This is a genomic window from Streptomyces sp. NPDC060194, from assembly GCF_042728285.1.
Taxonomy (GTDB): Bacteria; Actinomycetota; Actinomycetes; order Streptomycetales; family Streptomycetaceae; genus Streptomyces.
The window spans coordinates 1-23,381 of sequence record NZ_JBHWZH010000028.1 but is presented as its reverse complement, the minus strand read 5'-3'; the positions used below and the strand labels follow the sequence as shown (position 1 = coordinate 23,381).

Annotated in this window: 16 protein-coding genes, 1 tRNA gene and 1 riboswitch; of the genes, 10 read left to right on the top strand and 7 right to left on the bottom strand. The window is 75.1% G+C overall.

What is annotated here, in order from left to right; all coding sequences use genetic code 11:
* Nucleotides 1–46: 46 nt before the first annotated feature.
* The 6 genes from ACFWEG_RS09045 (at nt 47) to ACFWEG_RS09020 (ending at nt 6,489) form a co-directional block, all read left to right on the top strand.
* Nucleotides 47–1,636: a hypothetical protein gene (locus tag ACFWEG_RS09045; protein ID WP_387211026.1), complete on the top strand. Its 1,590-nt coding sequence runs from the start codon at nt 47–49 to the stop codon at nt 1,634–1,636.
* Between the two features lie 35 nt (nt 1,637–1,671).
* A complete protein-coding gene (locus ACFWEG_RS09040; protein WP_387211023.1) occupies nt 1,672–2,361 on the top strand; it encodes an ABC transporter ATP-binding protein in 690 nt (229 codons plus the stop codon).
* Complete coding sequence (locus tag ACFWEG_RS09035) at nt 2,358–3,557, top strand: FtsX-like permease family protein (protein ID WP_387211020.1); 1,200 nt, start codon at nt 2,358–2,360, stop codon at nt 3,555–3,557. Before ACFWEG_RS09040 ends, ACFWEG_RS09035 begins: the two co-directional genes overlap by 4 nt.
* A gap of 74 nt (nt 3,558–3,631) precedes the next feature.
* Nucleotides 3,632–3,705: transfer RNA gene (locus ACFWEG_RS09030), tRNA-Met, on the top strand.
* Nucleotides 3,706–3,846: 141 nt separating this feature from the next.
* Complete coding sequence (locus tag ACFWEG_RS09025) at nt 3,847–4,944, top strand: PP2C family protein-serine/threonine phosphatase (RefSeq protein ID WP_387211017.1); 1,098 nt, start codon at nt 3,847–3,849, stop codon at nt 4,942–4,944.
* A gap of 250 nt (nt 4,945–5,194) precedes the next feature.
* Nucleotides 5,195–5,350: riboswitch (cyclic di-AMP (ydaO/yuaA leader) on the top strand.
* A gap of 11 nt (nt 5,351–5,361) precedes the next feature.
* Nucleotides 5,362–6,489, top strand: a complete 1,128-nt coding sequence (locus ACFWEG_RS09020) for a M23 family metallopeptidase (RefSeq protein WP_387211014.1) — start codon at nt 5,362–5,364, stop codon at nt 6,487–6,489.
* Between the two features lie 25 nt (nt 6,490–6,514).
* Here ACFWEG_RS09020 and ACFWEG_RS09015 read toward each other — a convergent pair whose 3' ends face one another.
* The 4 genes from ACFWEG_RS09015 to ACFWEG_RS09000 form a co-directional block, all read right to left on the bottom strand.
* Entirely contained in the window at nt 6,515–7,882 is a 1,368-nt protein-coding gene (locus tag ACFWEG_RS09015; protein ID WP_387211011.1) for a PrsW family intramembrane metalloprotease, read from the bottom strand.
* A 78-nt stretch (nt 7,883–7,960) separates the two neighbouring features.
* The gene (gene trmB, locus ACFWEG_RS09010; RefSeq protein ID WP_387211008.1) at nt 7,961–8,767 is read right to left on the bottom strand and encodes a tRNA (guanosine(46)-N7)-methyltransferase TrmB; all 807 of its coding nucleotides are present in this window, start codon (nt 8,765–8,767) and stop codon (nt 7,961–7,963) included.
* Between the two features lie 29 nt (nt 8,768–8,796).
* On the bottom strand, nt 8,797–10,005 hold the full coding sequence (lhgO, locus tag ACFWEG_RS09005) for an L-2-hydroxyglutarate oxidase (RefSeq protein ID WP_387211005.1): 1,209 nt from the start codon (nt 10,003–10,005) through the stop codon (nt 8,797–8,799).
* A 104-nt stretch (nt 10,006–10,109) separates the two neighbouring features.
* Nucleotides 10,110–11,567, bottom strand: a complete 1,458-nt coding sequence (locus ACFWEG_RS09000) for an MFS transporter (protein ID WP_387211002.1) — start codon at nt 11,565–11,567, stop codon at nt 10,110–10,112.
* A 787-nt stretch (nt 11,568–12,354) separates the two neighbouring features.
* Here ACFWEG_RS09000 and ACFWEG_RS08995 point away from each other — a divergent pair.
* Nucleotides 12,355–14,487 carry an asparagine synthase-related protein gene (locus ACFWEG_RS08995; protein ID WP_387210999.1) on the top strand — a complete coding sequence of 711 codons (2,133 nt, stop codon included), beginning with the start codon at nt 12,355–12,357 and terminating at the stop codon, nt 14,485–14,487.
* 28 nt (nt 14,488–14,515) lie between these two features.
* Here ACFWEG_RS08995 and ACFWEG_RS08990 read toward each other — a convergent pair whose 3' ends face one another.
* Both ACFWEG_RS08990 and ACFWEG_RS08985 read right to left on the bottom strand, forming a co-directional pair.
* Nucleotides 14,516–16,399 carry a sigma-70 family RNA polymerase sigma factor gene (locus ACFWEG_RS08990; protein ID WP_387211107.1) on the bottom strand — a complete coding sequence of 628 codons (1,884 nt, stop codon included), beginning with the start codon at nt 16,397–16,399 and terminating at the stop codon, nt 14,516–14,518.
* Between the two features lie 160 nt (nt 16,400–16,559).
* A complete protein-coding gene (locus tag ACFWEG_RS08985) occupies nt 16,560–17,363 on the bottom strand; it encodes a TetR/AcrR family transcriptional regulator (protein ID WP_387210997.1) in 804 nt (267 codons plus the stop codon).
* A 340-nt stretch (nt 17,364–17,703) separates the two neighbouring features.
* On the opposite strand from ACFWEG_RS08985, the gene ACFWEG_RS08980 reads away from it, so the two are divergent.
* Both ACFWEG_RS08980 and ACFWEG_RS08975 read left to right on the top strand, forming a co-directional pair.
* Complete coding sequence (locus ACFWEG_RS08980; RefSeq protein WP_387210994.1) at nt 17,704–19,041, top strand: NAD(P)/FAD-dependent oxidoreductase; 1,338 nt, start codon at nt 17,704–17,706, stop codon at nt 19,039–19,041.
* 212 nt (nt 19,042–19,253) lie between these two features.
* Nucleotides 19,254–20,975: a SpoIIE family protein phosphatase gene (locus ACFWEG_RS08975; RefSeq protein ID WP_387210991.1), complete on the top strand. Its 1,722-nt coding sequence runs from the start codon at nt 19,254–19,256 to the stop codon at nt 20,973–20,975.
* Between the two features lie 106 nt (nt 20,976–21,081).
* On the opposite strand, the gene ACFWEG_RS08970 is transcribed toward ACFWEG_RS08975, so the two are convergent.
* On the bottom strand, nt 21,082–22,365 hold the full coding sequence (locus ACFWEG_RS08970) for an MFS transporter (protein WP_387211104.1): 1,284 nt from the start codon (nt 22,363–22,365) through the stop codon (nt 21,082–21,084).
* Nucleotides 22,366–22,487: 122 nt separating this feature from the next.
* Between ACFWEG_RS08970 and ACFWEG_RS08965 the strand changes: the two genes are divergently transcribed.
* Entirely contained in the window at nt 22,488–23,030 is a 543-nt protein-coding gene (locus ACFWEG_RS08965) for a MarR family winged helix-turn-helix transcriptional regulator (RefSeq protein WP_387210988.1), read from the top strand.
* The last annotated feature ends 351 nt before the right edge of the window (nt 23,031–23,381 follow it).

The window sequence follows — 23,381 nt, the reverse complement described above, 5'->3', positions numbered from 1 at the left end:
AGCGGGGTCGCGGCCGCGCGGCCCCGCTCGGCGGGTGAGGAAGCTCATGAAGATGATCCTCGGCGCGGAGGAAGCGCGCCGTCGGACCCGGGCGCTGACGGCGGCGGCAGTGGCGACCGGAGTGATGGTGTTCGGGGTCGCGACGGTCAGCGGGGAGTCGGTGGACCGTCCCCCGCCCCCCGGCAGCGACTTGGGGAACCGGCTCGACGCCCTGCGCGGTGCGAACGACCTCGTCCGTGCCACGCGCACGGAGGTGGGACGTGACCCCGCGCTGTATCCCACCGCCTACGGGCGGCAGGAGGCCGCCCTCGTCCCGGGACGAGGGGCCGTTGCCGCCGTTCCCCCGGTCCGTACCGACGCGCTGGCGGACTTGGCCCGCCACGACGCGCTCGACACCCCCGCCTGGCGGGCGCACTACGTGTGCCTGTCCGTCGGGACGGACGCGGGCACCGTTCTCGAACGAGCCGACCTTCGCGAGGAGGCGGAGCGCGAGGCGCTCGCCTATGTCCGCGCTCCGGACGCCGCGGACGATGCCCTGACGTCGCTCGCCACCCGGGCCGCCTTCCTGCAGACCCTCACGTGCCTGGGTCGCGACGACGAGGTGCCCCGTACCGCTCTCGAACACTTCGCCGCGGACGTCGCCGAGGTCGGCGAACCCCTCCCGGCGCTCTACGCCGTCGAGGCGTCGCGGGCAGCGGGTGTGCCGGCCCGGGCCACACGGGTGCTGCGCGACGCCGGCAGCCGGTTGGAGGCCGACTGCGGCAGCCTCGAGCCCCTGCAGCGCGCCGCGTTGACCCTCCTCCACGGAAGGCTGACATCGCAGTCGCGCGCCTGCCTGCTGCCCGCGCTGAGGGATGCCGACACCCAGACCCGCTGGGTTGTGCGGCGTGCGCTCATGACGGGCGGCGCCGGCTCGCTGCCCGCCCCTCCGGAGCGCGTCAGGCCCGACGGCCTGGTCGCCAAGTCGCCCTCCCCGATGGGGACGCTCAGCGCCACCTACCAGGCGGCTCGGGCCGTGGCCGCCGCGGGCGGGCATCGGAGTCTCCCGGGCTGGCTCACGGCCCGCCTCAAGGCGATGGGCTCCGACCCGGGGCTCGACCCGACCGACCGGTTCCTGCTCGCCATGACCTGCCACCGTGTGGTGCTGCAGTGCGGGCCGCAAGCCGACAAGGGCGTCAAGGAGGCGGCGGCGATGAAGGTGCCCGCCCGCCTCACCCCGTCGAACCAGCGCAGCTGGACGGGGGCCATGGCGGCCCGCGCGGAGTTCGGTCTCGGCTGCCCGCGCACGTCCGTCGAACGCCCCCGGCAAAACCGCGACGATCCCACTCGCCTGCCGCGCATCGTGGTGGCGCTGGCGAACGCCGGGTGCACGGCACAGGCGGAACGCCTCGGCAGCGGGTCCGACTTCGCGGCCCAAGGGCGCGCGGCACTGCGAGCAGGAGACCTGACGGCCGCCGCCGACCTGATCCAGGCCGCCCTCGCGGTCGGCGAGACCGTCCCCCGGGCGCTGTGGGACGAGATCCCGCGCCTCCTCGAACGCTTCCGCGACCCGGAGCACCCGGACCTGTACGCCCCCACTCCGGGAGGTGCGGCCTCCGTCGACGCCACCCGGTCCGCCTACTACCTCCTCGCATGACCGCCACCCACCCGCGCGGAAAGGACATCCGCTCCATGACCACCGCAGCCCCACCCGCGGTCTCGGCCGAGGGCCTCGCCTACCGATACACCTCCGGCAGCGGTCTGAACCGCGCCGACCTGCTCCTCGACGCCGGAGCGACCGCTGCGGTCGAGGGGCCCTCGGGATCCGGCAAGAGCACCCTGCTGGCGCTCCTGGGACTGATCCTCTCGCCGGCCGCCGGTTCGCTCAGCGTCGCCGGCGCGGACACCCGTTCCCTGAGCCGGGCCGAGCGTGACCTCGTTCGTCAGCGTTCGATCGGCATCGTGCTGCAGGACCTCGGTCTCCTGCCCTTCCTCAACGCCTGGGAGAACGTCGCCGCCGCGTTCGGCCCCCGTCTGAGCCGTCACCGGGCGGCGGCCCGGGACCTGCTCGGCGAGCTCGGGATGGCGGAGCTGGCCGAGGCCCGGGTCGCCGAGCTCTCCGGCGGCCAGCGGCAGCGGATCGCCGTCGCGCGGGCGGCCGTGAAGACGCCGGTGCTCGTCCTCGCCGACGAGCCGACCTCCGGACTCGACCCCAGGACGGCGGAGGCCGTGATGCGGTCCCTGCGCGCCTGCGCCGAACGGGGCGCGGCCGTCCTGCTCGTCACGCACGACCCGGCGATCGCCGGACAGTGCGACCGACGCTACGTGCTCGACGAGGGAACGCTGTCGAGCAGGGAGAGCGCTGTGGAGGGCGGCCGGTGACGATCCGCTGGAGTCTGCTCACCTGGCGCCGCGACGGACGCAGCCTGCGGCGCGCCCTGCCGACGATGACCGTGCTCGCCGCGCTGCTGACGACCTGTGCCGGGGTGGCGGGCGGCGCCGCCGGAGCGGTCGAGCGGGACGTGCTCGGATCCGGGGGCCTCACCCAGATCGAGCTCTCCGCGTTCGAGGGCACCGCCGACACCCGTCCGCTGACCACCTCCGCGCTGGGGGACGCCGGGGAGATCCCGGGCGTCCGCCGCGTGGTCCCCGACTACGAGGCCGGCCTCTACGCCGAGGGGGAGGGAACGTACGACCTGACCGGCCGCACCCTGACGCCCGCCGACGACTTCCCCGTCGTGGGGGGCCGCCTCCCGGCCGAGCTCGGACGGAACGACGTCGTCCTGCCGGCTGCCGCACAGGGCGCCGACCTCACCCCTCTCCTCGGCCGGACGGTCTCCTTCGGTCACACGAAGGCGACCGGCGCCGACTCCGGCACCGTCGAGGACATCCGGCTCAGGGTCGTCGCGCTGTACGACCCCGCCTGGCAGGCTGACGGGCCGGGGGCCGCCTACCTGTCGGAGGAGACCGCGGCGACCCTGGCCGCGGCTCGTGCGGGCCGCGACGTCGAGACGTTCCGTACCGAGGAGGGAGCGCGGTCCGCCGTGGTCGTGGTGGGGCACCAGCGGCAGGTGGGGCCGGTCACGGAGGCGTTGCAGGAGGCCGGGTTCTCGGCGTCCCCGGTGTCCGACCGGGTGCGGAACCTGCCCGGGCTCTTCGGCGCGGCGGATCTGGCCACGCGGGCCGGCGTCGTCGTCCTGGCCCTGGTCGCCGTGGGGCTCGGGGCCGCCCGCGCCTCGGACAGCGCCCGGGCCCGGCTCGGCCAGTTCGCGGTGCTGCGGATCCTCGGGTCCGGACGCCCCGAGCTGCGGCGGATCCTGCTCGGTGAGGCGGCGCTCTCCGGTGGTGTGGCCGGCGCGGTGGGGGTGCTCGTCGGCACCGGGACCTCCCTGGCTCTGGCCGGTCCGCTCAGCGACCTGCTCGGTCTCCGCATCGGCCTCGCCGACGCCCTGCCCGGTGCAGGCTGGGCCGCCGCGGCGCTGCTCCTTCCCGTACTCGGGCTGGCCGCCGGGACGCTGCTCGGCAGCCGCGAGGTGCTGCGCAGGGACCCCTACCTGACCGCGCGGGCGCATGCCTGACCGGCCGATCCGCCCACGATGCGACGCCCGTGGTCGGAACCGCCTCTGCGATGGCGTAGAGTTGGGTTCACCGACGCGGGGTGGAGCAGCTCGGTAGCTCGCTGGGCTCATAACCCAGAGGTCGCAGGTTCAAATCCTGTCCCCGCTACTGATGGCGAAGGGCCCGGAACTCGAGACGAGTTCCGGGCCCTTCGGCGTGTGCGGGCTCACCCGGGTGGGGCAGCACAGGTGGCCGGGGGCGGCGGGGGCGGTGAGGCTGGGGGAGGTGCGGCAGGCAGGAGACGGAACGGTGGGGAAGTCCGAGGGGCGCAGACGGGCCGTGCGGATGTTCGTCAGGGCGCTGCCGGCGCTGCTGATCGTCATCGGCTACCTCTTCGACGTGCTCACGCCGGAGGTGTTCACCGGCGCCCCCTTCTTCGCGGCCGCCCCCCTCGTCGCCGCCCCGCTGTTCTCGCTGCGCAGCACGGTGCTGGCCGGGATCGCGGCGACCGCCGCGATCTCGCTGCTGCACGTCTTCCAGGGCGACGGCGTCCACTACCAGGCGCTCGCCGAGACGCTCACCGTCGCGACGGTCGCCGCGCTCGCGGTGCCGATCAACCGGGTGGTGCGGGTCAGCGGCGAGAAGCTGGCGTCCGCGCGGGAGGTGTCGGAGGCGGCGCAGCGGGCGGTGCTGCCGGTGCCGGCCGAGCGGATCGGCGGGCTGCGGATCGCGGCCCGGTACGACGCGGCGCGCGCGGACGCGTTCATCGGCGGCGACCTGTACGCCGTCCAGGACACCCCGTTCGGGGTGCGGCTGATCGTCGGGGACGTGCGGGGGAAGGGGATGGGCGCGGTGGAGGCGGTCGCCGTCGTCATCGGCGCCTTCCGGGAGGCCGCGGAGCAGGAGGGCAGCCTGGAGGCGGTGGCCCTGCGGCTGGAGCGGGCGCTGGCCCGCGAGGGCACCCGGCGCGACGGCCTCGACGCGGTGGAGGGCTTCACCACCGCCGTGCTCGCCGAGATCCCGCACGGCGCCGAGGTGGTGCGGACGGTCAACCGCGGCCACCCCGAACCGCTGATGCTCCACGCCGACGGGCACGTCGAGGTGCTGCTGCCGGAGCAGTTCGCGCTGCCGCTCGGCATGGGGGACCTCGCCTCGTGGCCCGACCGGGCGCGCGAGCACGCGTTCCCGGAGGGGGCGACGCTGCTGTTGTACACCGACGGCCTCAGCGAGGCCCGGGACGCGGACGGCGTCTTCTACGACCCGGCCGAGCGGCTGGCGGGCCGGACGTTCACCGAGCCCTGCCGGCTGCTCGACGCCGTCGCCGCGGACGTCCTCGCGCACACCGGCGGGGAGTCGACCGACGACATGGCGCTGCTCGCGCTCCGCCGGCCCGCCCGCGCGGGCTGAGCGCCCGTACGGCGACGGCCGCCGTGGCCGTAGGTGACCACGTGGGCGCGGATTGACGAACCGTCAGCACGCAGGCGACCGGCATCACATCGGGTGGACACGAGCAACTCGCCCCGTTTCGCCCGTCCGTCGCCGCATTGGTCCAGGCCGGAAGCCTTAACGATCAACAAGAACGGCTTGGAATAGAGGCCCGCCGTCTATTAACGTTCGATAACGCAGCGGTCGTCACAGTCGTCGCAAGAGTCGACTCCGTGCGCACGCGCCGAATCCCGCAAGGGAACCGGGGAACCACTTCTTGGGGTGAATCGGGCATCTCACGCCTTCTGTTCAGGCGTCGAGGTGACCGTAGGAGACCTTCCTGCTCCGAACCCGTCAGCTAACCCGGTAGGCGAGAAGGAAGGAAAGGAGAGCGCCTCCGTGGCGTCGAACAGCCCTGCCCCCGAGTCGGTCGCACTGCTCGACGGAGCGTCCGGTCCGGACCCCCTGCCCACCGAACCGTGGGTGTCCGCCGGACCCGCCGCGGCGGCCGGCGAGTGGAACCCCAGCGCCGAGACGATCCGTCCGGTCCGCGGCAAGCACCGGGTGGCCAAGCAGCGCGGCGGTCTCGCCCGCAGCTCCACGGTCCTGGGCGTCGGCGTGATCGCCGCCGTCGGCGGGGCCGGCATGGCCTCCGCGCAGGAGCGGCCCGCGGTCTCCATATCCCTGGCGGACCTGCCGGGCGTCTCGGCGGTCGCCGACTCCCTGCCGGACGCCGAGTCGCTGCCCGGCGTGGGCGCGCTGCTCGCCGACTCCGAGGACTCCACCGACGCCGAGGCCGCCCCGCAGGGCTCCGCCGACGTGACCCAGGCGCTCGACACGACGACCCCGCTCTCCGTCGTCAACTCCGCGCAGCAGGAGGGCGCCGCCGCCGGCGAGACGCTGCGGGCGCGGATCCTGCAGCAGGCCGAGCAGCAGCAGGCCGCCGCGGACGCCCAGGCGCAGGCCGACGCCGAGGCGAAGGCCGCCAAGGCCGCCGCCGACCAGGCCGCCGAGCAGCAGAAGGAAGCCGCCGCGGCCGAGGCCGAGAAGGCCGCCGCGGAGAAGAAGAAGGCCGAGGAGGCCGCGGCCGAGAAGGCCGAGAAGGAGCGGCTCGCCAAGCTGGCGCGCAGCTACACGCTCCCCGTCTCCTCGTACACGATCACCTCCACCTTCGGGCAGGCCGGCTCCATGTGGTCCTCCGGCGCCCACACCGGCCTCGACTTCGCCGCGGCGGCGGGCACCCCGATCAAGGCTGTGCACTCCGGCACGATCACGCAGGCCGGCTGGTCGGGCAGCTACGGCTACCACACCGTGCTGAAGCTCGACGACGGCACCGAGGTGACGTACTCGCACCAGTCGTCGATCGGCGTCAGCGTCGGCCAGAAGGTCTCGACCGGCGAGGTCATCGGCAGAGTCGGCTCCACCGGCAACTCCACCGGCAACCACCTGCACCTGGAGGTGCACACGAGCGGCGGATCGAACATCGACCCGCTGACCTGGCTGCGGGGCAAGGGCCTCACCGTCTGAGGCGCCCGCGCCCGCACTCGCGCGATCAGGCGCGATACGGATCACGGGCCGCGTACCCGTACGGAACCTGCTGGGGACCGTACGGGTACGCGGCTTTCTGCTGTCCGGGGGGCGGGGCGGCCGGGTACCCGTAGCCGTACGCCGGGCCGCTCTGGGCGGGGACGTACGGCAGGGGGGCGGGGCGGGCGGGGGCCGTCGCGCGGGCGGCGTGCGCCAGTGCGGCCCGGGCGGGCTCGCGGCGCCGCCACAGGGCCTCCAGCAGCTCCCGCTCGCGCGCGGTGAACTCGGGGCCGACGGCGAGCGCGCGGCGCCGGGTGCGCCGGCGTAGGATCGCCAGCTGCGTCGCGCACGACACGTACTCCCGGACCGCGGTGCGGCCCTCCGCGCCGTGGGCGCGGAACGCCCAGCCGTAGGCCAGGCCGCGGGCGCGCATCGAGCCGAGCAGGGCGGGCTCCGGCGGGGTGAGCCAGCCGGCCGTCGCGTAGACGGCCAGCTCCTCGCGGACGATGCGCAGCTCGCGCCCGCGCAGGTGGACGGCGAGCCAGGTGAGCAGGCCGAAGGCCGGGACCATCAGCAGGGCGTAAGTGCCGAGGAACCCCCACTGCCCGAACATCGCCGAGCCGTTCCACGCGGCGTGCATGCCCATCGCGAGCAGCAGGCCGGCGGCCGGCAGCAGCACCCGGCGGACCCGGTGCCGCAGCGGCGTGAGCACCGCGAAGCCGAAGCCGAGGCCGGTCAGGACGGTGAACAGCGGGTGCGCGAACGGGGACATCACGATCCGCACGAAGAACGTGGCCGCGGTGACGGACTCGAAGCCGCCGAGTCCGCTGAGCTGGTCCTCCCCGAAGGCGTTGCCGAGGTAGAGGATGTTCTCGGTGAACGCGAAGCCGGTGGCGGTGACCCCGGCGGCGGCGACGCCGTAGACGACGCCGGTGAAGTCGCGGCGGCGGAAGAGGAACAGCAGCAGCACGGCGACGGCCTTGCCCGACTCCTCGACGACCGGCGCTATCACCGTCGCGCCCCACAGGTCGGCGCCCGCGGGGTCGGCGGTGGCGACCGCGATCCAATGCGTCGCGAAGCTGTTCGCGATGATCGCGACGAGGGCGGCCGCGCAGGCGCCCCAGGCGAACGCGAAGAGGAGGTTGCGCCAGGATCTGGACGGCTCCACCCGCTCCAGCCAGCGGAAGGCGGCGACGAGCAGCGGCACGGGGGTCACCGCGAGGGCGAGTCCGACCAGGAAGCCCTGGGTGCCGGTCTGCTCCCGCACCAGCGCGAGGATCACCGCGCCGGACAGGGCGAGCAGCACGACCAGCGCCCCCACCCGCGCGACTCGGCTGCGCCACACGGCGGTGACGCGGGTGCGGACACCTGGCGGGGACACGGGCACGGGCATCCAACGACCCTAACGAGTGCGTACCGGGGCCGCGAGCGGGTCCCGGTGTTCGTTGCGTTACCGTCGCCGGGCGTTGCGTCAGCGGGGTGCGGTGTGCTCCGGGGCGGGCCGGTCGGTGTGCGGGCGGCGGCGGAAGAGCAGGTCGCGCACCACGTGCCCCTTGTGCAGCCCCTGCCCCTCGAACCGCGTCTGCGGGCGGAAGTCCGGGCGGGGCGCCCAGCCGTCGCCGCCGGGCGGCCGGGTGTTCTCGAACTCCGGGTGGGCGTCGAGGACCTCCAGCATCTGCTCGGCGTACTCCTCCCAGTCGGTCGCGCAGTGCACGATCGCGCCGGGGCGCAGCCGGGTCGCCGCGAGGTCCAGGAACTCGGGCTGGATCAGCCGCCGCTTGTGGTGGCGCTTCTTCGGCCAGGGGTCGGGGAAGTACACCCGCAGGCCGTCGAGCGAGTCCGGCTCCAGCATCTCGCGGAGCAGGATGATCGCGTCCCCGTTCGCCACCCGGACGTTGCTCAGCCCGGCGCGGTCGGCGAGGCCGAGCAGGTTGCCCTGGCCGGGGGTGTGCACGTCGACGGCGAGGATCCCGGTCGCCGGGTCGGCGGCGGCCATCTGCGCCGTCGCCTCGCCCATCCCGAAGCCGATCTCCAGCACCACCGGCAGCCCGCCGAACAGCGCGTCCAGATCGACCACGCGCTGCCCGTCGATGTCCAGCCCCCAGGCCGGCCACAGCCGCCGCAGCGACTCCTCCTGCCCCGCCGTCACCCGGCTGCGCCGCGGCTGGAAGCTCCGGATCCGCCGCTCGAAGTGCGACCCGGCGGGGTCCGGTGCGGGCCCCTCCGGGAAGCGGGGGGTCCCTCGGGGGCGTGCGGGGGTGTTCGGCTGCTCGTTCACGATGGGGCCGATTTTACGGGAGGGCCCGCTCAGGCCAGCATCGCCAGGACCCGGCGGGCCACCTCGCGGCCGATCGGGAGCGATGCCGTCGCGGCCGGCGACGGCGCGTTGAGGACGTGCACCGCGCGGAGGGACTCGCGCAGGAGGAAGTCGTCGACGAGGGTCCCGTCGCGGAGGACGGCCTGGGCGCGGACCCCCGCGCCGGCCGGGCGCAGGTCGGCGTCCCGGACCGCGGGGACCAACCGCCGCACCGCCTCGGCGAACGCCCGCCGGGACAGCGAGCGGCGTATCTCGCCCGCCCCGTACCGCCAGTGCCGGCGGGCGACGCGCCAGGACCCGGGCCACGCGGCGGTCGCCGCGGCCTCCGAAAGGCGGACGGTGCCCCAGCCGTACCCCTCGCGGGCGAGCGCGGGCACCGCGTTCGGCCCGACGTGCACCCCGTGCCCGTCGACGCCGCGGGTGAGGTGGACGCCGAGGAAGGGGAACGCGGGGTCGGGCACGGGGTAGACGAGCCCGCGGACCAGCTCGGGCCGCAGCAGGTCGTAGTACTCGCCGCGGAAGGGGACGATCCGCATCCCCGGGTCGTCCCCGACGAGGCGGGCGATCCGGTCGCAGTGCAGCCCCGCGCAGTTCACCAGCGCCCGGGTGAGCAGCGTGCCCCCGTCGGAGGTCCGCAGCGCGACCCCGGTGGTGCGCCGGGCGACGGCGGTGACCTCCGCGCCGTAGCGGATCTCCGCGCCCGAGGCCTCCGCGAGCCGTTCGGCGACCGCGCCGAAGTCGCAGACCCCGGTGGACCCGACGTGGATCGCGGCGAGCCCGGTGACGTACGGCTCGTACTCCTCGATCTGGGCGGGGCCCAGCTCGCGGACCGGGATGCCGTTCTCCCGGCCGCGCTGGACGAGGGCGTGCAGGCGGGGGAGCTCGGCGCGGCGGGTGGCGACGATGAGCTTGCCGGTGACCTCGTGCGGGATGCCGTACTCCGCGCAGAACTTGATCATCTCGGCGGAGCCGCGGACCGCGTAGCGGGCCTTGAGGGAGCCGGGGCGGTAGTAGATCCCGCTGTGGACCACGCCGCTGTTGCGGCCCGTCTGGTGCCGGGCCGGGCCCGCCTCCTTCTCCAGGACGGTGACCCGGGTGCCGGGCGCGGCCCGCCCGATGGCGTACGCCGTGGCCAGGCCGACGATGCCGCCGCCGATCACCGCCACGTCGCAGTCGTGACCCCGCGCGCTCCCCGACATACCTCACCTCCCGCCGCGACCCGCTGTTCCGAGCCCTGCGCCCATACTGCACCCCACCACTGACAACGTGCCCCCGCCGCCCGCCGTCAGGCCTCCGCGGCCGGTCAGGCGGGGGCGACGAGCAGCGGCCGGGCCCGCTCGCGCAGCTCGACGACCTGGGGCTCGTTCCCGTACGGCTCCAGGCGGTGCAGCAGGTCGCGGACGTACTCGGTGGTGCGGGCGGAGGAGATGCGGCCGGCGACCTCCACCGCCCGGACGCCCGCCGCGCAGGCCGCGTCGAGGTTGCCGGACTCCAGCTCCGCGACCGCGGAGACCACGAGCCGCAGGCCGTGCGAGCGCACGAACTCCTCGGTGGGCGAGGACAGGGCCTGCTCGGTGAAGCGGCGCACCTGGCGGGGCGCCTTGAGGTCGCGGTAGCACTCGGCGGCGTCGGCGCAGAAGCGGTCGTAGGAGTAGAACGCGAGCCAGGACGGGTCGGTGTCGCCCTCCCGGGAGCGCTCCAGCCAGCTCTCGGCGGCCCTGAGGGCGGCCCCCGCGGCCGGCGCGTCGCCCGCCCGGGCGTGCGCCCGGGCCTCGACGAGCCGGAAGAAGCTCGTCGTCCGCGCGGTGGCGAGGCCGCGGTTGCGCTCCAGGGCGGCCTGCGCGAGGTCGACGCCCTCGTCGCCGAAACCCCGGTAGGTGGCCTGCAGGGACATCGACGCGAGCACGTACCCGCCGAGCGGGACGTCGGCCGCCGCCCGCGCGAGCCGCAGCGCCTGGATGTAGTACCGCTGGGCGGCCTCCTGCTGGCCGGTGTCGAAGGCCATCCACCCGGCGAGGCGGGTGAGTTCGGCGGTCGCCCCGAACAGGGACCGGCCCACCTCGTCGCTGTAGGAGCCCAGGAGCAGCGGGGCGGCCTCCACCCGCAGGCACTCCGGGACCATCGAGGAACGCCAGTCGCCGCCCCCGTACTTGGAGTCCCAGCGGCGGGCGTCCCGGGCCGCCTCCTGGAGCTTGGCGACGTCGCTGTGGCCGACCCGCTGCGGGCCGTCCCCCGAAGGGTCCTCCGAGGGGCCCGCGGACCCCGCCGGGGCGCCGGGGCGCTCCAGGGACCGCTCCACGGACGGGTCCGCCGGGGTTATCAGCCAGCGCGAGGCCGGCGTGGCGTAGGCGCTGACGGCGAAGGAGCCGGCGAGCGACTGCCAGATGCCGCCGCCCCCGCGGCGGCCCGCCAGGTCGAGCCGGTAGAGGTCGGTGGCGGACTTCACCGCCGCGCCGACGTCCCTGGGGAAGGCGAGACCCACCTCGGGGGCGGGGTCGGAGTCGGCGAGGCCGATCTCGTGCAGCGGCACGGGCCGGCCCAGCTTGGTGCCGATCGCGGCCGCGATGAGATGCGGAGCCGCCCCCTGGGGCACCATCCCCTTGGCGACCCAGCGGGCCACCGAGGTCTTGTCGTAACGAAGCGTCAGTCCCCGCTGCGCCCCCAGGTCGTTGACCCGCCGCGCGAGCCCCGCGTTGCTGATCCCCGCGAGGGCGAGAACGGCGCCGAGCTTCTCGTTCGGCCCGCGTTGCTCCCTGGACATGTGCCACCCCTCGACACGCCGACGGCTGACCTGCACGCCATGACATCGGTGGCATACGCACAGGGCATTCGTAAACACAGCGTAGTTCGCCGCCTCCCAAGCGTTAAGGGGCGCGTTTCCGGATGGCGGGATTGCGCCCCGCGAACAGGGCCCGCGCAAAGGCGCGGTGGCGTGCGGACGGGCGCCCCGCGGAGGCCGCTTCGCGGACGGCGTCCCCAGGAGGCGTGCTCCGCCCGTGTGGCCGTGCGCCCGGCCGTGCGCTCTTCACCGACCCTCCTAGGGAGCGCTTCCATGGCGGTGTGGGTCGGCCCGCTGCACGGGTCCAGCGGGCTGGGGGACGCCGCCGCCTACATCCCCGCGGGCGGCGGACCGGTCCGGGAGGCGCGCACACCGCCTCCCGGACCATGGGCCGTCCCCCGACATGCCTACAGGGAAGAGGCGTTGCATGAGGCGCCCGGACGGCCGTACGGCGTCCGGAGAGCGCCCTCGGGGACACGCCTCCCGTCCCCGTGCCCGCCCGCGGCCGGACAACTGGCACGTGCCAGCCGTATGGCCGCAATTGGCCGAATACCGCCGTTCGCCGATCGGCACATGACCATCGATTAGCGTGCAGGACGGGACCGATCGCCGCCCCCCAGGGGCGTGTTCGGCTCACCCGCCGCGTCGTTCGTGCGCCCCCGCGGCCCTTCCCGTGCGCCTCCTTCGTGGCAGCATGGGCCTGGGATTCCCCCTACGGCAGGGGGCTCTCGGACCCGTGCACCTGTGCCGGAAGCCTCTGGAGGCGGCGATGCGGTGGTTGGTGGGATGGAGCAGTGCCACCGCGAGAGCGCGGGCGGTCTCCGGTGACGGGTACGGTCAGCGACCCGACAGCACCACCGTGCGGCCGGTCGGCTCGCAGCTCCTGTGGGGCGACCCCGACCCGCTGTGGGCGGTCGGCGACTGGCGCCCCGACGAGGTCCGCGTCCTCACCCTCGACGGCCACACCCGCCTCGCGGTGCTCGGCACCTGCGGCGCCTCCGACGACCAGCTGCGCATCGGCCTGATCGCCGCCCGCGGCGGCGCGCTGCGCCACCTCACCGCCTGGTCCGGCAGCTACACCGCCGTCGTCCAGGTCGGCCGCCGGATCTCCGTCACCGGCGACCTCGCCGGCGCCCGGCCGGTCTTCCACACCCCCTGGTCCGGCGGCACCGCCTACGCCACCGCCGCCCTGCCGCTCGCCGACCTCGTCGAGGCCCAGCTCGACATCCCCTACCTGGCCGCCCTCCTCGCCTGCCCCGACGTGCCCGAGGCGATCCGCGACTCCACCCCGTACGTCGGCGTGCACCGCGTCCCGCCGGGCCACGCGCTGATCCTGCGCGACGGCTCGCGGGAGGTCGCCGGTTACGAGCAGGTGGCCTCGCTCGCCGTCGCCGCGCCCGAACTCGACCCCGACCGGGCCGTCGAGGGCGTCCGCGACGCGCTGGTGGAGGCCGTCCGCGCCCGCCTCGCGGCCCCCCGGCACATGGCCGAGACGCCCGCCTACGACCCCGGCCCGGTCCCCGGCATGGGCCCCGCCGACCGGCGCGCCGCGCGCGGCGTGCCCGTCCCCGGCATCGGCGCGGACCTCACCGGCGGCCCGGCCTCCGCCACCCTCGCCCTGCTCGCCGCGGGCCTGCCGGGCCAGCCCGGCCTGCCGTACGGGGCCGGCTCCCTCCTCGGCCACGCGGGCGGAGCGGGCGAGCGACTGCTCGCGCTGACCTTCAACGACCTCGCCGTCCCCGGCACCCCGGCCGCCGCCCGCGAACTGGAACGCGCCTCCGCGCTGGCCGCCAACCCCCGGCTGCACCACGTCGTCGTCACCGGCGACGAGGACACCCTGCCGTTCGCCGACCTGCAGGCCCCGCTCACCGACGAGCCCGCACCCGTGCTGTCCAGCGCCGCCCGCCACCGCCGCCGGCTCGCCGCGGGCAGCGCCGACCACCTCACCGGCTACGGGGCCCGTCAGGTCCTCGACGCGCACCCCGCCCGCCTCGCCGACCTGCTCCTGGACCGCCGCCGCCGCAAGATCGTCCGCCCGGTCGCGGCGCTCGCCCGGGCCGACAGCTCCGCCTCGCCCACGGCGTCGACCGGCTCCGTCGCGTCCGTCCTGGTCCCGGCCCGCCTCTACGCCGCCGCCCGCCGCCTCTCCCGCACGCCCCACCGCACCGGCGTCGACGAACTCGCCGCCCGTCTCGCCGGCCGCCGCCTCGACCCCGTCGGCCAGAGCCCGCTGGACCAGTCGCTCGCCGCGCTCGCCTGGGCCCGGCCGGGGCCCGCGGCCCGCTGGCTGACCGGTGAGGCGCTCGCCGAGGTGTCGCTGCGGCTGCGGCAGAGCGGCAGCCTCCCCTCGCAGCGCCCCGGCGAGCTCCGCGCCAGAGCGGCGCTCGCCCGGTACGCGGCCGACCACCGCGTCCTCGAACAGGCCGCCGAGGTGCGCTCCCAGCGGCTGCACGCCCCCTTCCTCGACAACCAGGTGGTCCGCGCCTGCCGGGCGCTGCCCGAGGCGCTGCGCGTCCAGCCGGGCGCGCGGGCGAGCATCCTGCGCCGGGTCCTGGAGGGCGCGGGCGTCCCCGAACTGCCGCCCGGGTTCGGCGCGCCCTCCGCCTCGGGGCGCGCGGCCGACCGGGCCGGGCTGCGGACGTCCGTCGACGGCCTGATCGCCCTGTTCGACCAGCCGCTCCTCGCCGACACCGGCCTGATCGAGGCCCGCGTCGTCCGCAAGGCGCTGCGCGCGGCCGCCGAGGGCGAACCGGCCGACGGGCTCGCCGACCTGGTCTCGCTGGAGGTCTGGCTGCGGCGGCTGATGGACCGCAGGGTCACCAGCTGGACCGGCACCGCGCCCCGCCAGCGGGCCGTCCCCGGCGGGGTGGCCCCGCAGCCGCGGAACGCGCTGCGCGCCTGAGCGGTGCGGCCTGGGACCGGCCGCGCGTTCACGGGCACGCGATCCGCGACTCCGCCCACCCGGCGAGCGCCACCGCGTCGAGCCCGCCGGGACCCGGCTCGACGACCAGCCGCAGCGTCTCCCGCCCGCTGATGTCCGTCCGCACCGGCACCGCGGGCTCCCCGCCGCGCACCAGCGGCGACCGGTAGAGGCGCTCGCCGTCGCCGTAGACCGAGAACCGCGCCGCGCCGAGGCCCCGGGTCAGGTCGTCGACGCCGACGGACGCGCTGTAGGTGGTGCAGCGCCGGTTCAGCGCGATCGTCACGGTGGAGGGGGCCTGCACGGTCACGCCGTGCGCGTACCGCGTGCCGCCGATGTCGAGCGCGCCGCGCTGCCAGACCGGGCTGCTGCGCGCCATGACGATCTCCGGCTTCGTCCCGTCGCCGAGGCCGGGCAGGTCGTAGCCGATCTCGTCGAGGTGGAAGGCGGCCGGGGCGGGCGGCGGCGGGGGAGCGGGCGACGGCGGAGCCGGCGGGGGTACGGGCGCGGGGCGGGCGGGGGACGGCGTCGGCTCGGGGGGCTGCGGGCGCGGCGGCGCCGGGGGCTCCGGGGACTCCGGGGCTTCGGACGGCTCCGGCGGGACGGGTTCGGGGGGCGGGGACACGGCGGCCGGCGAGGGCTGCGGAGCGGGCGCGGGCGCCGCCCGGACCGGGGCGGGCTCCCCCGGGCGCTCCCGTTCCCGCGGGGGTGACGGCGGCGGGGCGGCCGGCGCCGCCGCGGGCGGCTTCGGATCGGCCCGGTCGCGTACCGTCCCGTCGCCGCTGAGCAGCGCGTACGCCGCCACCGCCGTCGCGGCCACGACGGTCGCCGCGATGGCCGCCTTCGCGGGCGCGCCGAGCCCCTCGGACGCGGCGCCTGCCCCCGCCGCGCCCCCGGAGCCCGATCCCGCGGCGGCCGCCGCGGCCCCCGCCCCGGCCGAGCCGGCAGCCCCGCCGCCGACGAGCAGCAGCGCCTTCGCCGAGTACCCCGCCGCTCCGAACCAGCCGATGACGGCGACCGGCACCAGCGCCGGGATGCCCGCCCCGATCTCCTCCAGCTGCAGTGCGGCGAGCGAGCACTTCGGGCAGTTCTCCAGGTGCGCGAGCAGATGCTTCTGCTTGCGTGAGAGCAGCCGTCCGCGCACGTGCGCGCCGAGCAGGTCCGCGTACCTCGCGCACTCCTCGTCACTGGTCAGGGCGGTGCTGACATGGGCCTGGAGGTAGGCCTGCTTCAGGCCCTCGCGGGCCCGACTGGCAAGGACGCGCGTCCCGTTGGCGTCGAGGCCGAACAGCGGGGCGATCTCGCTCGGGGCGTCGTCCTCGACGGCCGTGTGCCAGAGTACCGCCTGCCACCGCTCGGGCAGCGAGCGGAACGCCTCCATCGCCATCGACTGCTCGGCGTGCTGCATCGCCCGTACGTCGGCGCCGAGTTCGACGGTGTCGTCGTCGGACGCGTCGTGCCCGCGGGCGGCGTCGGCGGCGAACACCGCGAAGTCGTCCACGAGTTGCTCACGGCGGGACGACCTCGTCCAGCCCGCGGCCACCCGTCGCACGGAGGTGAGCAGGTAGGCCCGTACGGCGTGCTCGGGCCCCGAGCCGCCGCGGACCGCCTGGAGCATCCGGGCGAAGACCTCGGCGGTGAGGTCGTCGGCGGTGTGCGCGTCCCGGCAGCAGGTGCGCGCGTACCGCCGGACGGCCTCGGCGTGGCGCCGGAAGAGCTCCTCGTAGGCGGTGTCGTCGCCGCCCCGCATCCGGCCGATCAGGTCGGCGTCGGAGACGGCGCCGGGCCACGGGCCCGGGAGCACCGACCCGCCGCCCCGCGCGCGCTGCTGCGGCACGGCGCGGGCCGCGTCGTCCGTCCCGTCGGGGGTGTCGTCCCGCTCCTCAAAGCCCATCGCGGAAGCCCCCACGCGCGCAGCACACTCTCACCGGTGACACGGTGCCGAGCGTCCCACAGCGGGCTCGGGGCCCGGGTGGTCCCGCCACGCAACCACCCGTCCGGGGTGGCTCACCGGAACAGGTGAGCCCACCGTCACCCGAACGGGTGGGTCGGGCCTACTGCCCCGGCCGGGACCGCAGCCCTTCGAGGAGGATGTCGAGCAGCCGCGTGGAGGCGGCGGTCTGCTGCGCCGGGTCCGGCAGCGACGGCGCGGAGGTGGCGATCACCAGGAGCACGTCGGACACGGTCACGTCCGCCCGGAGCGCCCCCGCGGCGCGCGCCCGGTCCACCAGCCGGCCCACGACGTCGAGCAGCGTCGCCGCGCCCCCGTCGTCCTCCGCCGCGGCGCCCTGCGGGCCGCCGGCGGCCTCCGGGCCCTGCTCGCCGGGCAGTTGGTCCGCCGACGCGGCCGGCACGTCGGACGCCTGCCGCTGCTGCGGGACCCGGACGGCGTCCGCCGCCTGCTCGCCGCTCTCCTCGACGCCCACCCGCAGCACCTGCGGCGGCAGCAGCCGGCCCGCGCCCGAGGCGACCGAGGTGCGCAGGAAGCGGGACAGCGCCGACCACGGCTCGTCCTCCTGCCCGAGCGCGGTGCGCGCCTGGTCGGTCAGCCGGGCCGTCTCCTCGGCGGCTATCCGCCGCACCAGGACGTCCTTGCTCGGGAACCGCCGGTAGACCGTGCCGACGCCGACGCGGGCCCGCCGCGCGACGTCCTCCATCGGCGCCCCGTAGCCGAGCTCGCCGAACACCTCGCGGGCGGCCCGCAGGACGTGCTCCAGATTGCGCTGGGCGTCCACCCGCAGCGGGGCGGTGCGGACCAGGTCGGTGCCGGCCCCCGCCGCCACCCGCCCGTTCCCGCCCGCGTTCGCTCCCCCACCCGCTGTGACGGCGGTGGGCCAATGAGAATCGTGAATGCGCATGCGTGTTCCCCCGGTGATGACCGTCTCCCCCCGGAGACTCCCCGTCCCTTGGCCGTCGACGCGCAGGCCTCGTCGCCCGACACCTCGACCGGATACGAACATAGTTGAGCCCCGGTCAAGAAAGAAGGGGGTAGTTCCGCCCGGGCCGTCCACGCATCGGAGCGGGGATACCAACTGCCCGGAACGTCCGCTGGCGAAAACCCGCCGAAACCGCCCCCGACCTGCCCGAACGCCCTTCCCCAGACCGTTCTGCAAGCGCTCTCACCGGAATTCCCACCGGTCACACAAATCGCCGACCCTGTGGACAAGCAACCCCCGGCGGGTGCGTCATGGACGCGTGATGACACAACCTGCGCGCATTCTCGTGGTCGGCGGCGGTTACGTCGGCATGTACACCGCGCTGTGCCTCCAGCGGAAGCTGAAGGCCGGCGAGGCGGAGATCACGGTGGTCACCCCCGACCCGTACATGACCTATCAGCCGTTCCTGCCGGAAGCGGCCGCCGGGTCGATCTCGCCGCGCCACGTCGTCGTCCCGCTGCGCCGGCTCCTCGGCCGCTGCCGCCTGGTGATCGGCGAGGTCACCTCGCTCGACCACGCGCGGCGGACGGCCTCCGTCGTCACCCTCTCGTCCCCCGAGGACGGCACCGGCTCCGTCGAGATCCCCTACGACGAACTGGTCCTCGCCCCCGGCTCGGTCTCCCGCACCCTGCCCGTGCCCGGCCTCGCCGAGTACGGCATCGGGTTCAAGACCGTCGAGGAGGCGATCGGGCTGCGCAACCACGTCATCGAGCAGATGGACATCGCCTCCGCCACCCGCGACCCCGCGATCCGCGACGCCGCCCTGACCTTCGTCTTCGTCGGCGGCGGCTACGCCGGCGTCGAGGCCCTCGGCGAGCTGGAGGACATGGCCCACTACGCCGCGCGGTACTACCACAACGTCAAGGCGGAGGACCTGCGGTGGATCCTCGTCGAGGCCACCGGCCGCATCCTCCCCGAGGTCGGCGAGAAGATGGGCCGGTACGCGATCCGCGAGCTGCGCGGCCGGGGCGTCGACGTGCGCCTGGAGACCCGGCTGGAGTCCTGCGAGGACCGGGTCGCCGTCCTCAGCGACGGTTCGCGTTTCCCCACCCGCACGGTCGTCTGGACCGCCGGCGTCCGACCCGCCCCCGTCCTCGCCGCGAGCGGTCTCCCGCTGAACGCCCGCGGCCGCCTCGCGTGCACGGCCCGCCTGACGGTCGACGGCGTCGACCACGCCTGGGCCGCCGGCGACGCGGCCGCCGTCCCCGACCTGACCGCCCCGGGGACGGAGTGCGCCCCGAACGCGCAACACGCCGTACGCCAGGCGAAGATCCTGGCCGAGAACCTCATCGCATCGCTCCGGAGCCGCCCCCTCAAGGAGTACGAGCACAAATACGCCGGGTCCGTCGCCTCGCTCGGCCTCCACAAGGGCGTCGCCCACGTCTACGGGCGGAAGGTCAAGGGCTACCCGGCCTGGCTGATGCACCGCGCGTACCACCTCAGCCGGGTCCCGACCGCCAACCGCAAGGCCCGCGTCCTCGCCGAATGGACCCTCTCGGGCCTCTTCAAGCGCGAGATCGTCTCCTTGGGCTCGCTCGAGCACCCGCGTGCGGAGTTCGAACTGGCTGCCGGGAGGGAACGCCCGAAGGAGTCGTCCTGACCCCCGTCCGGAACTCCCCGGGATGCCGAGGCGTCTGCATATTGTCGGTGCCGTCGGCCAGACTGGGCCCCGACCGACTTCGTACGGGCCCCACCCCGCGCGAACCGGCCCGCACCGCACCGCTCTTGTCCGCTCCTGTTCGCGGGTGCCTGACCCTGACCCCTGAGCCCTGACCCACCACGGGCCGCCCCGCCCGTTCGAGGTACTTCGAAGTGAACTTCACGCGCTGGAGCGCCCGGATCCCCGGAACACAGCGTCGCGCCGCAGCGCGTAACGACCACGGAGCCGTCCCGCCGGCCCGCGGTGAGCACCACGGCCCGGAGGACCCGAGCACCCCCGCCGACCGCACCGGTCCGGCGGACGGCCCGGGACCCGCCCTCGCCACGTCGACGACCGCCCCCGGCCCCCTCGACGGCCTCCTCGTGGACGGCCTGACCGTCCAGGACATCCTGGCCCGCGTGCCCGCCCTGGTCGTCCTCGTCCAGGGCCCCGAGCACCGCATCGCCCACGTCAACGCGGAGTACGAGGCCGCCTTCGGCCCCCGCACGCCCGGCGCCCGCGCCGCCGACGCGCTGCCCGAGCTCGCCGAACTCGGCCTGCTGCCCCTGCTCGACCAGGTCCTGCGCAGCGGCAGACCGCGCACGGTCAAGTCCCGCAAGGTCGCCGGCGGCCGCTCGTACACGTTCACGTGCACCCCCGTCCTGCCCGCCCCCGCCGCGGACGCCGCCAGGACCGAGTCCGGCGTGCTCGTCTTCGCCGTCGACGTCACCGCCCACGCCGAGGCCGCCGAGCGCCTGCGCGCCAGCGAGCGCCGACTGCGCGAGACCGCCGTCGCCCTCCAGCGCTCGCTCCTGCCGCAGGAGTTGGAGCAGCCCGACGACCTCCGCGTCGCCGCCACCTACCAGCCCGGCGGCACCGAGGCCGCCGTCGGCGGCGACTGGTACGACGTGATCACCCTCGGCGCCGGCCGCACGGCACTCGTCATCGGCGACGTGATGGGGCGCGGGGTGCGCGCCGCCGCCGTCATGGGCCAGCTCCGCACCGCAGTCCGCGCCTACGCCCGCCTCGACCTCCCGCCGCACGAGGTCCTGCAGCTCCTCGACGGCCTGGCCACCGAGATCGACCCCTCCCAGATCGCCACCTGCGTCTACGCCGTCCACGACCCCAACGAGGGCCGGCTGGTCTACGCCTCGGCCGGCCACCTGCCCGTCCTCGTCCGCGACGCGGACGGCGTCATCCACCGCGCGGACGAGCCCACCGGGCCGCCGCTGGGGACCGGCGGCTGGGTCCACACCTCGGGTTCGCTCCCGCTCGGCCCCGGCTCGACCGCCGTGCTCTACACCGACGGCCTGGTCGAGCGGCGCGGCGAGGACATCGACGAGGGCGTCGCCGCCCTGGAGGCGGCCCTCGCCGGCGCCACCGGCGACCCGCACGTGGTCTGCGACCGCCTCATCCGCGCCCTCGGCGTCACCGCGGAGCACGACGACGACGTCGCCGTCCTCGTCCTCCAGCACCCCACCCGCACCGGCCCCGACGCCGAGCTCTTCCACAACGCCGCGCTCGAACTCCTCGGCGGCATCGAGGCGGCGCCCCGGGCCCGCGCCTTCGCCTCCGGCGTCCTCGCCTCCTGGCGCTTCTCCACCGAGCTGCACGACCTCGGGGTCCTCGCCGCCAGCGAACTCGTCGCCAACTCGCTCCAGCACGGCACCCCGCCGATGCGGCTGCGCCTGCGCCGCACCGACCGGCGGCTGATCATCGAGGTCACCGACGGCGACGACCACCTTCCGCGCCGGCGCCGCGCGGAGCCCGCGGACGAAACCGGCCGGGGGATCTCGATCGTCGCCACCATCGCGACCTCGTGGGGCTCGCGCCGCACGCCGGGCGGCGGCAAGGCCGTCTGGTGCGAGTTCGCGCTCCCCGGCGCGCCGTCCTGATCCCGTCGGGTGCCGGGGGCCGGCCTCCAACGGGCCGGCCTTGAGGGGGCCGTCCTTCAGAGGGCGGTGGCGTTCAAGGGTCGGGGGCGTTCAAGGGTCGGAGGCGTCAGCCCGACGCCCCCACCGCGGCCTCCCGCGCGGGAGCACCGGAGGCGACCACCCGGGACGCCGCCAGCGACGGCTGGTCCTGGACAGCGGTCAGCCGCCCGCCCAGGCGCAGCCCCAGGACGACGATCGCGAGCGAGAACAGCACGAACGTCACGATGTACGGCCCGTGCAGCGCCGCCCCGAGCGGCCCGCCGACCGCCGGCCCGATCGCCAACGCCAGCTGTTTGACCAGCGCGAACGCCGAGTTGTACTGCCCGATCCGCTGCTCCGGAGCCAGATCGGCCACCAGGGGGGCGACGGTCGGCGACAGCATCGCCTCACCGAGCCCGAAGAGGCCGTACGTGGTGATGAACGCCGTCGTCGCCATCGCCTGGCTGCCGTGCCCGAGGCCGGCGAGCCCCGCGACCAACCAGGCCACCGTCCAGATCACGCCGACCGCCGCGATCACCCGCGAACGCCGACGCCGCTCCACGAACCGCAGCACCAGGAACTGGGCGAGCACGATGACCGCCGTGTTCGCGGCGAGCGCGTAGCCGAGCACCTGCGGGGTGATCCCCGCGGCCTCGACGCCGTACGCCGCGAGGCCGGACTCGAACTGGCCGTAGCAGGCGAAGAAGAGGACGAAACCGAGGACGCACAGCTGCACCATGGCCCGGTGCCGCAGCAGGGTGCGCAGCCCGCCGCCCTGCTCCGGGGCGGCCTTGACCGCGTCCTTGATGAGGGGCGTGCGGGGCAGCCGGACGGTCAGCGCGATGCCCGCGAGGACCAGGAACATCGCCGACTCGATGGAGAACAGCAGCACGAAGCTGCCCGGATCGCTCGCGTCGACGAGCAGGCCGCCGATGAGTCCGCCTATGCCGAGCCCCAGGTTCGCCAGGAAGAACTGGGTCGCGAAGGCCCGGGTCCGGGACTCGGGCGTCGAGCACCAGACGATCATCGTGGCGAGCGCCGGCTGCATGACGGCCTGACCGGCCCCGAGCACCGCGGCGCCCGCCAGCACCCCCGGCTCACCCGTCGACAGTCCGAGCACCAGCGCCCCCGCCGACGCCACCAGCGCCGCCCCGACCAGCACGGGCAGCGGCCCCCGCCGGTCGATGGCCTGTCCCGTGAACGGCAGCACCACCAGCGCGGCCACCGCGAACACGGCGAGCACGAGACCCGCCGTGCTCGACCCGAGACCGCGCACGTCGGCCACGTAGACGTACAGGAACGGAACGGTGAACCCGATACCGAACGCACTCAGGGCGTTCCCCATCTGGATCCGGCGCATCGCGGCACCCATCGCCTTCGTCACTTCACCTACCTCGACCCTCAGACTTCAAGACTTCAGCTCTAAACTTCGAAGCTAAACAGTACATGCTGAAGGACTTCGACGCCAAGCGACCGCGTGTCATACTTCGGGACATGGGTGACACCCCGCTCGAGCGCAGCCTCGAAGAGCAGATCGCCGTCTACCAGCGCGAGTTCCGCGACCTCGATCCGCAGGTGGAGCAGGTCGTCTCGGCCATCTCCCGTCTCAACCGACGCATGAACGTCGCCTACGGGCGCCAGACCGCCGCGCTGGGGGTCAGCAACTCCGACTTCGAGGTGCTCAAGGCGCTCGTCCTCTCCGGGGCCCCGTACCGCATGGGCCCCAGCGACCTCGCCAAGCGGCTCGGCCTCACGCCGGCCGCGATGACCCACCGCATCGACCGCATGGTCGGCGAAGGCCTCGTCACGCGGGAGCGCGACGAGGCCAACCGGGTCCGCGTCATCGTCGAGCTGACGGGTGAGGGGCGGGACAAGTGGCTGGAGGCGATGCGCCGCGCGTCGGTCTTCGAGGAGGAGCTCCTCCAGGACCTGTCCTCCGACGAGCGCGCGACGCTCGGCGAGCTCCTCACCCGGCTGCTGCGCCGCGTGGAGGACGCCCAGCCGGACGCCGGCGGTCGGCTGACCGACCTCGACTGACAGCGGCGAACTGCGTGTTTGACTCCGCCGCGCCCGGTGCGTAGAGTTCTTCGAGTTGTCACGGAGCCGGAACGGTTCTGCGACAGCGTCTCAGCCGCCTGAGCGGCACCCACCTCTTGCTCGACCTCCTCCACCGGATCTTTTTCGGCGTGCCCGGAATTCGATTCGAAAGACTCGATTATGAGTCGCCGGAGGAAAGCGCTAGAGTTTGGGACGTCGGACCGGCCCAACGGCCGGGAAGACAAAGGTTTCTGACAGGAAATCGGGCCCGAAAGAGTCTGGTAGAGTCGGAGACGCAAGACCGAAGGGAAAAGCCCGGAGGAAAGCCCGAGAGGGTGAGTACGAAGGAAG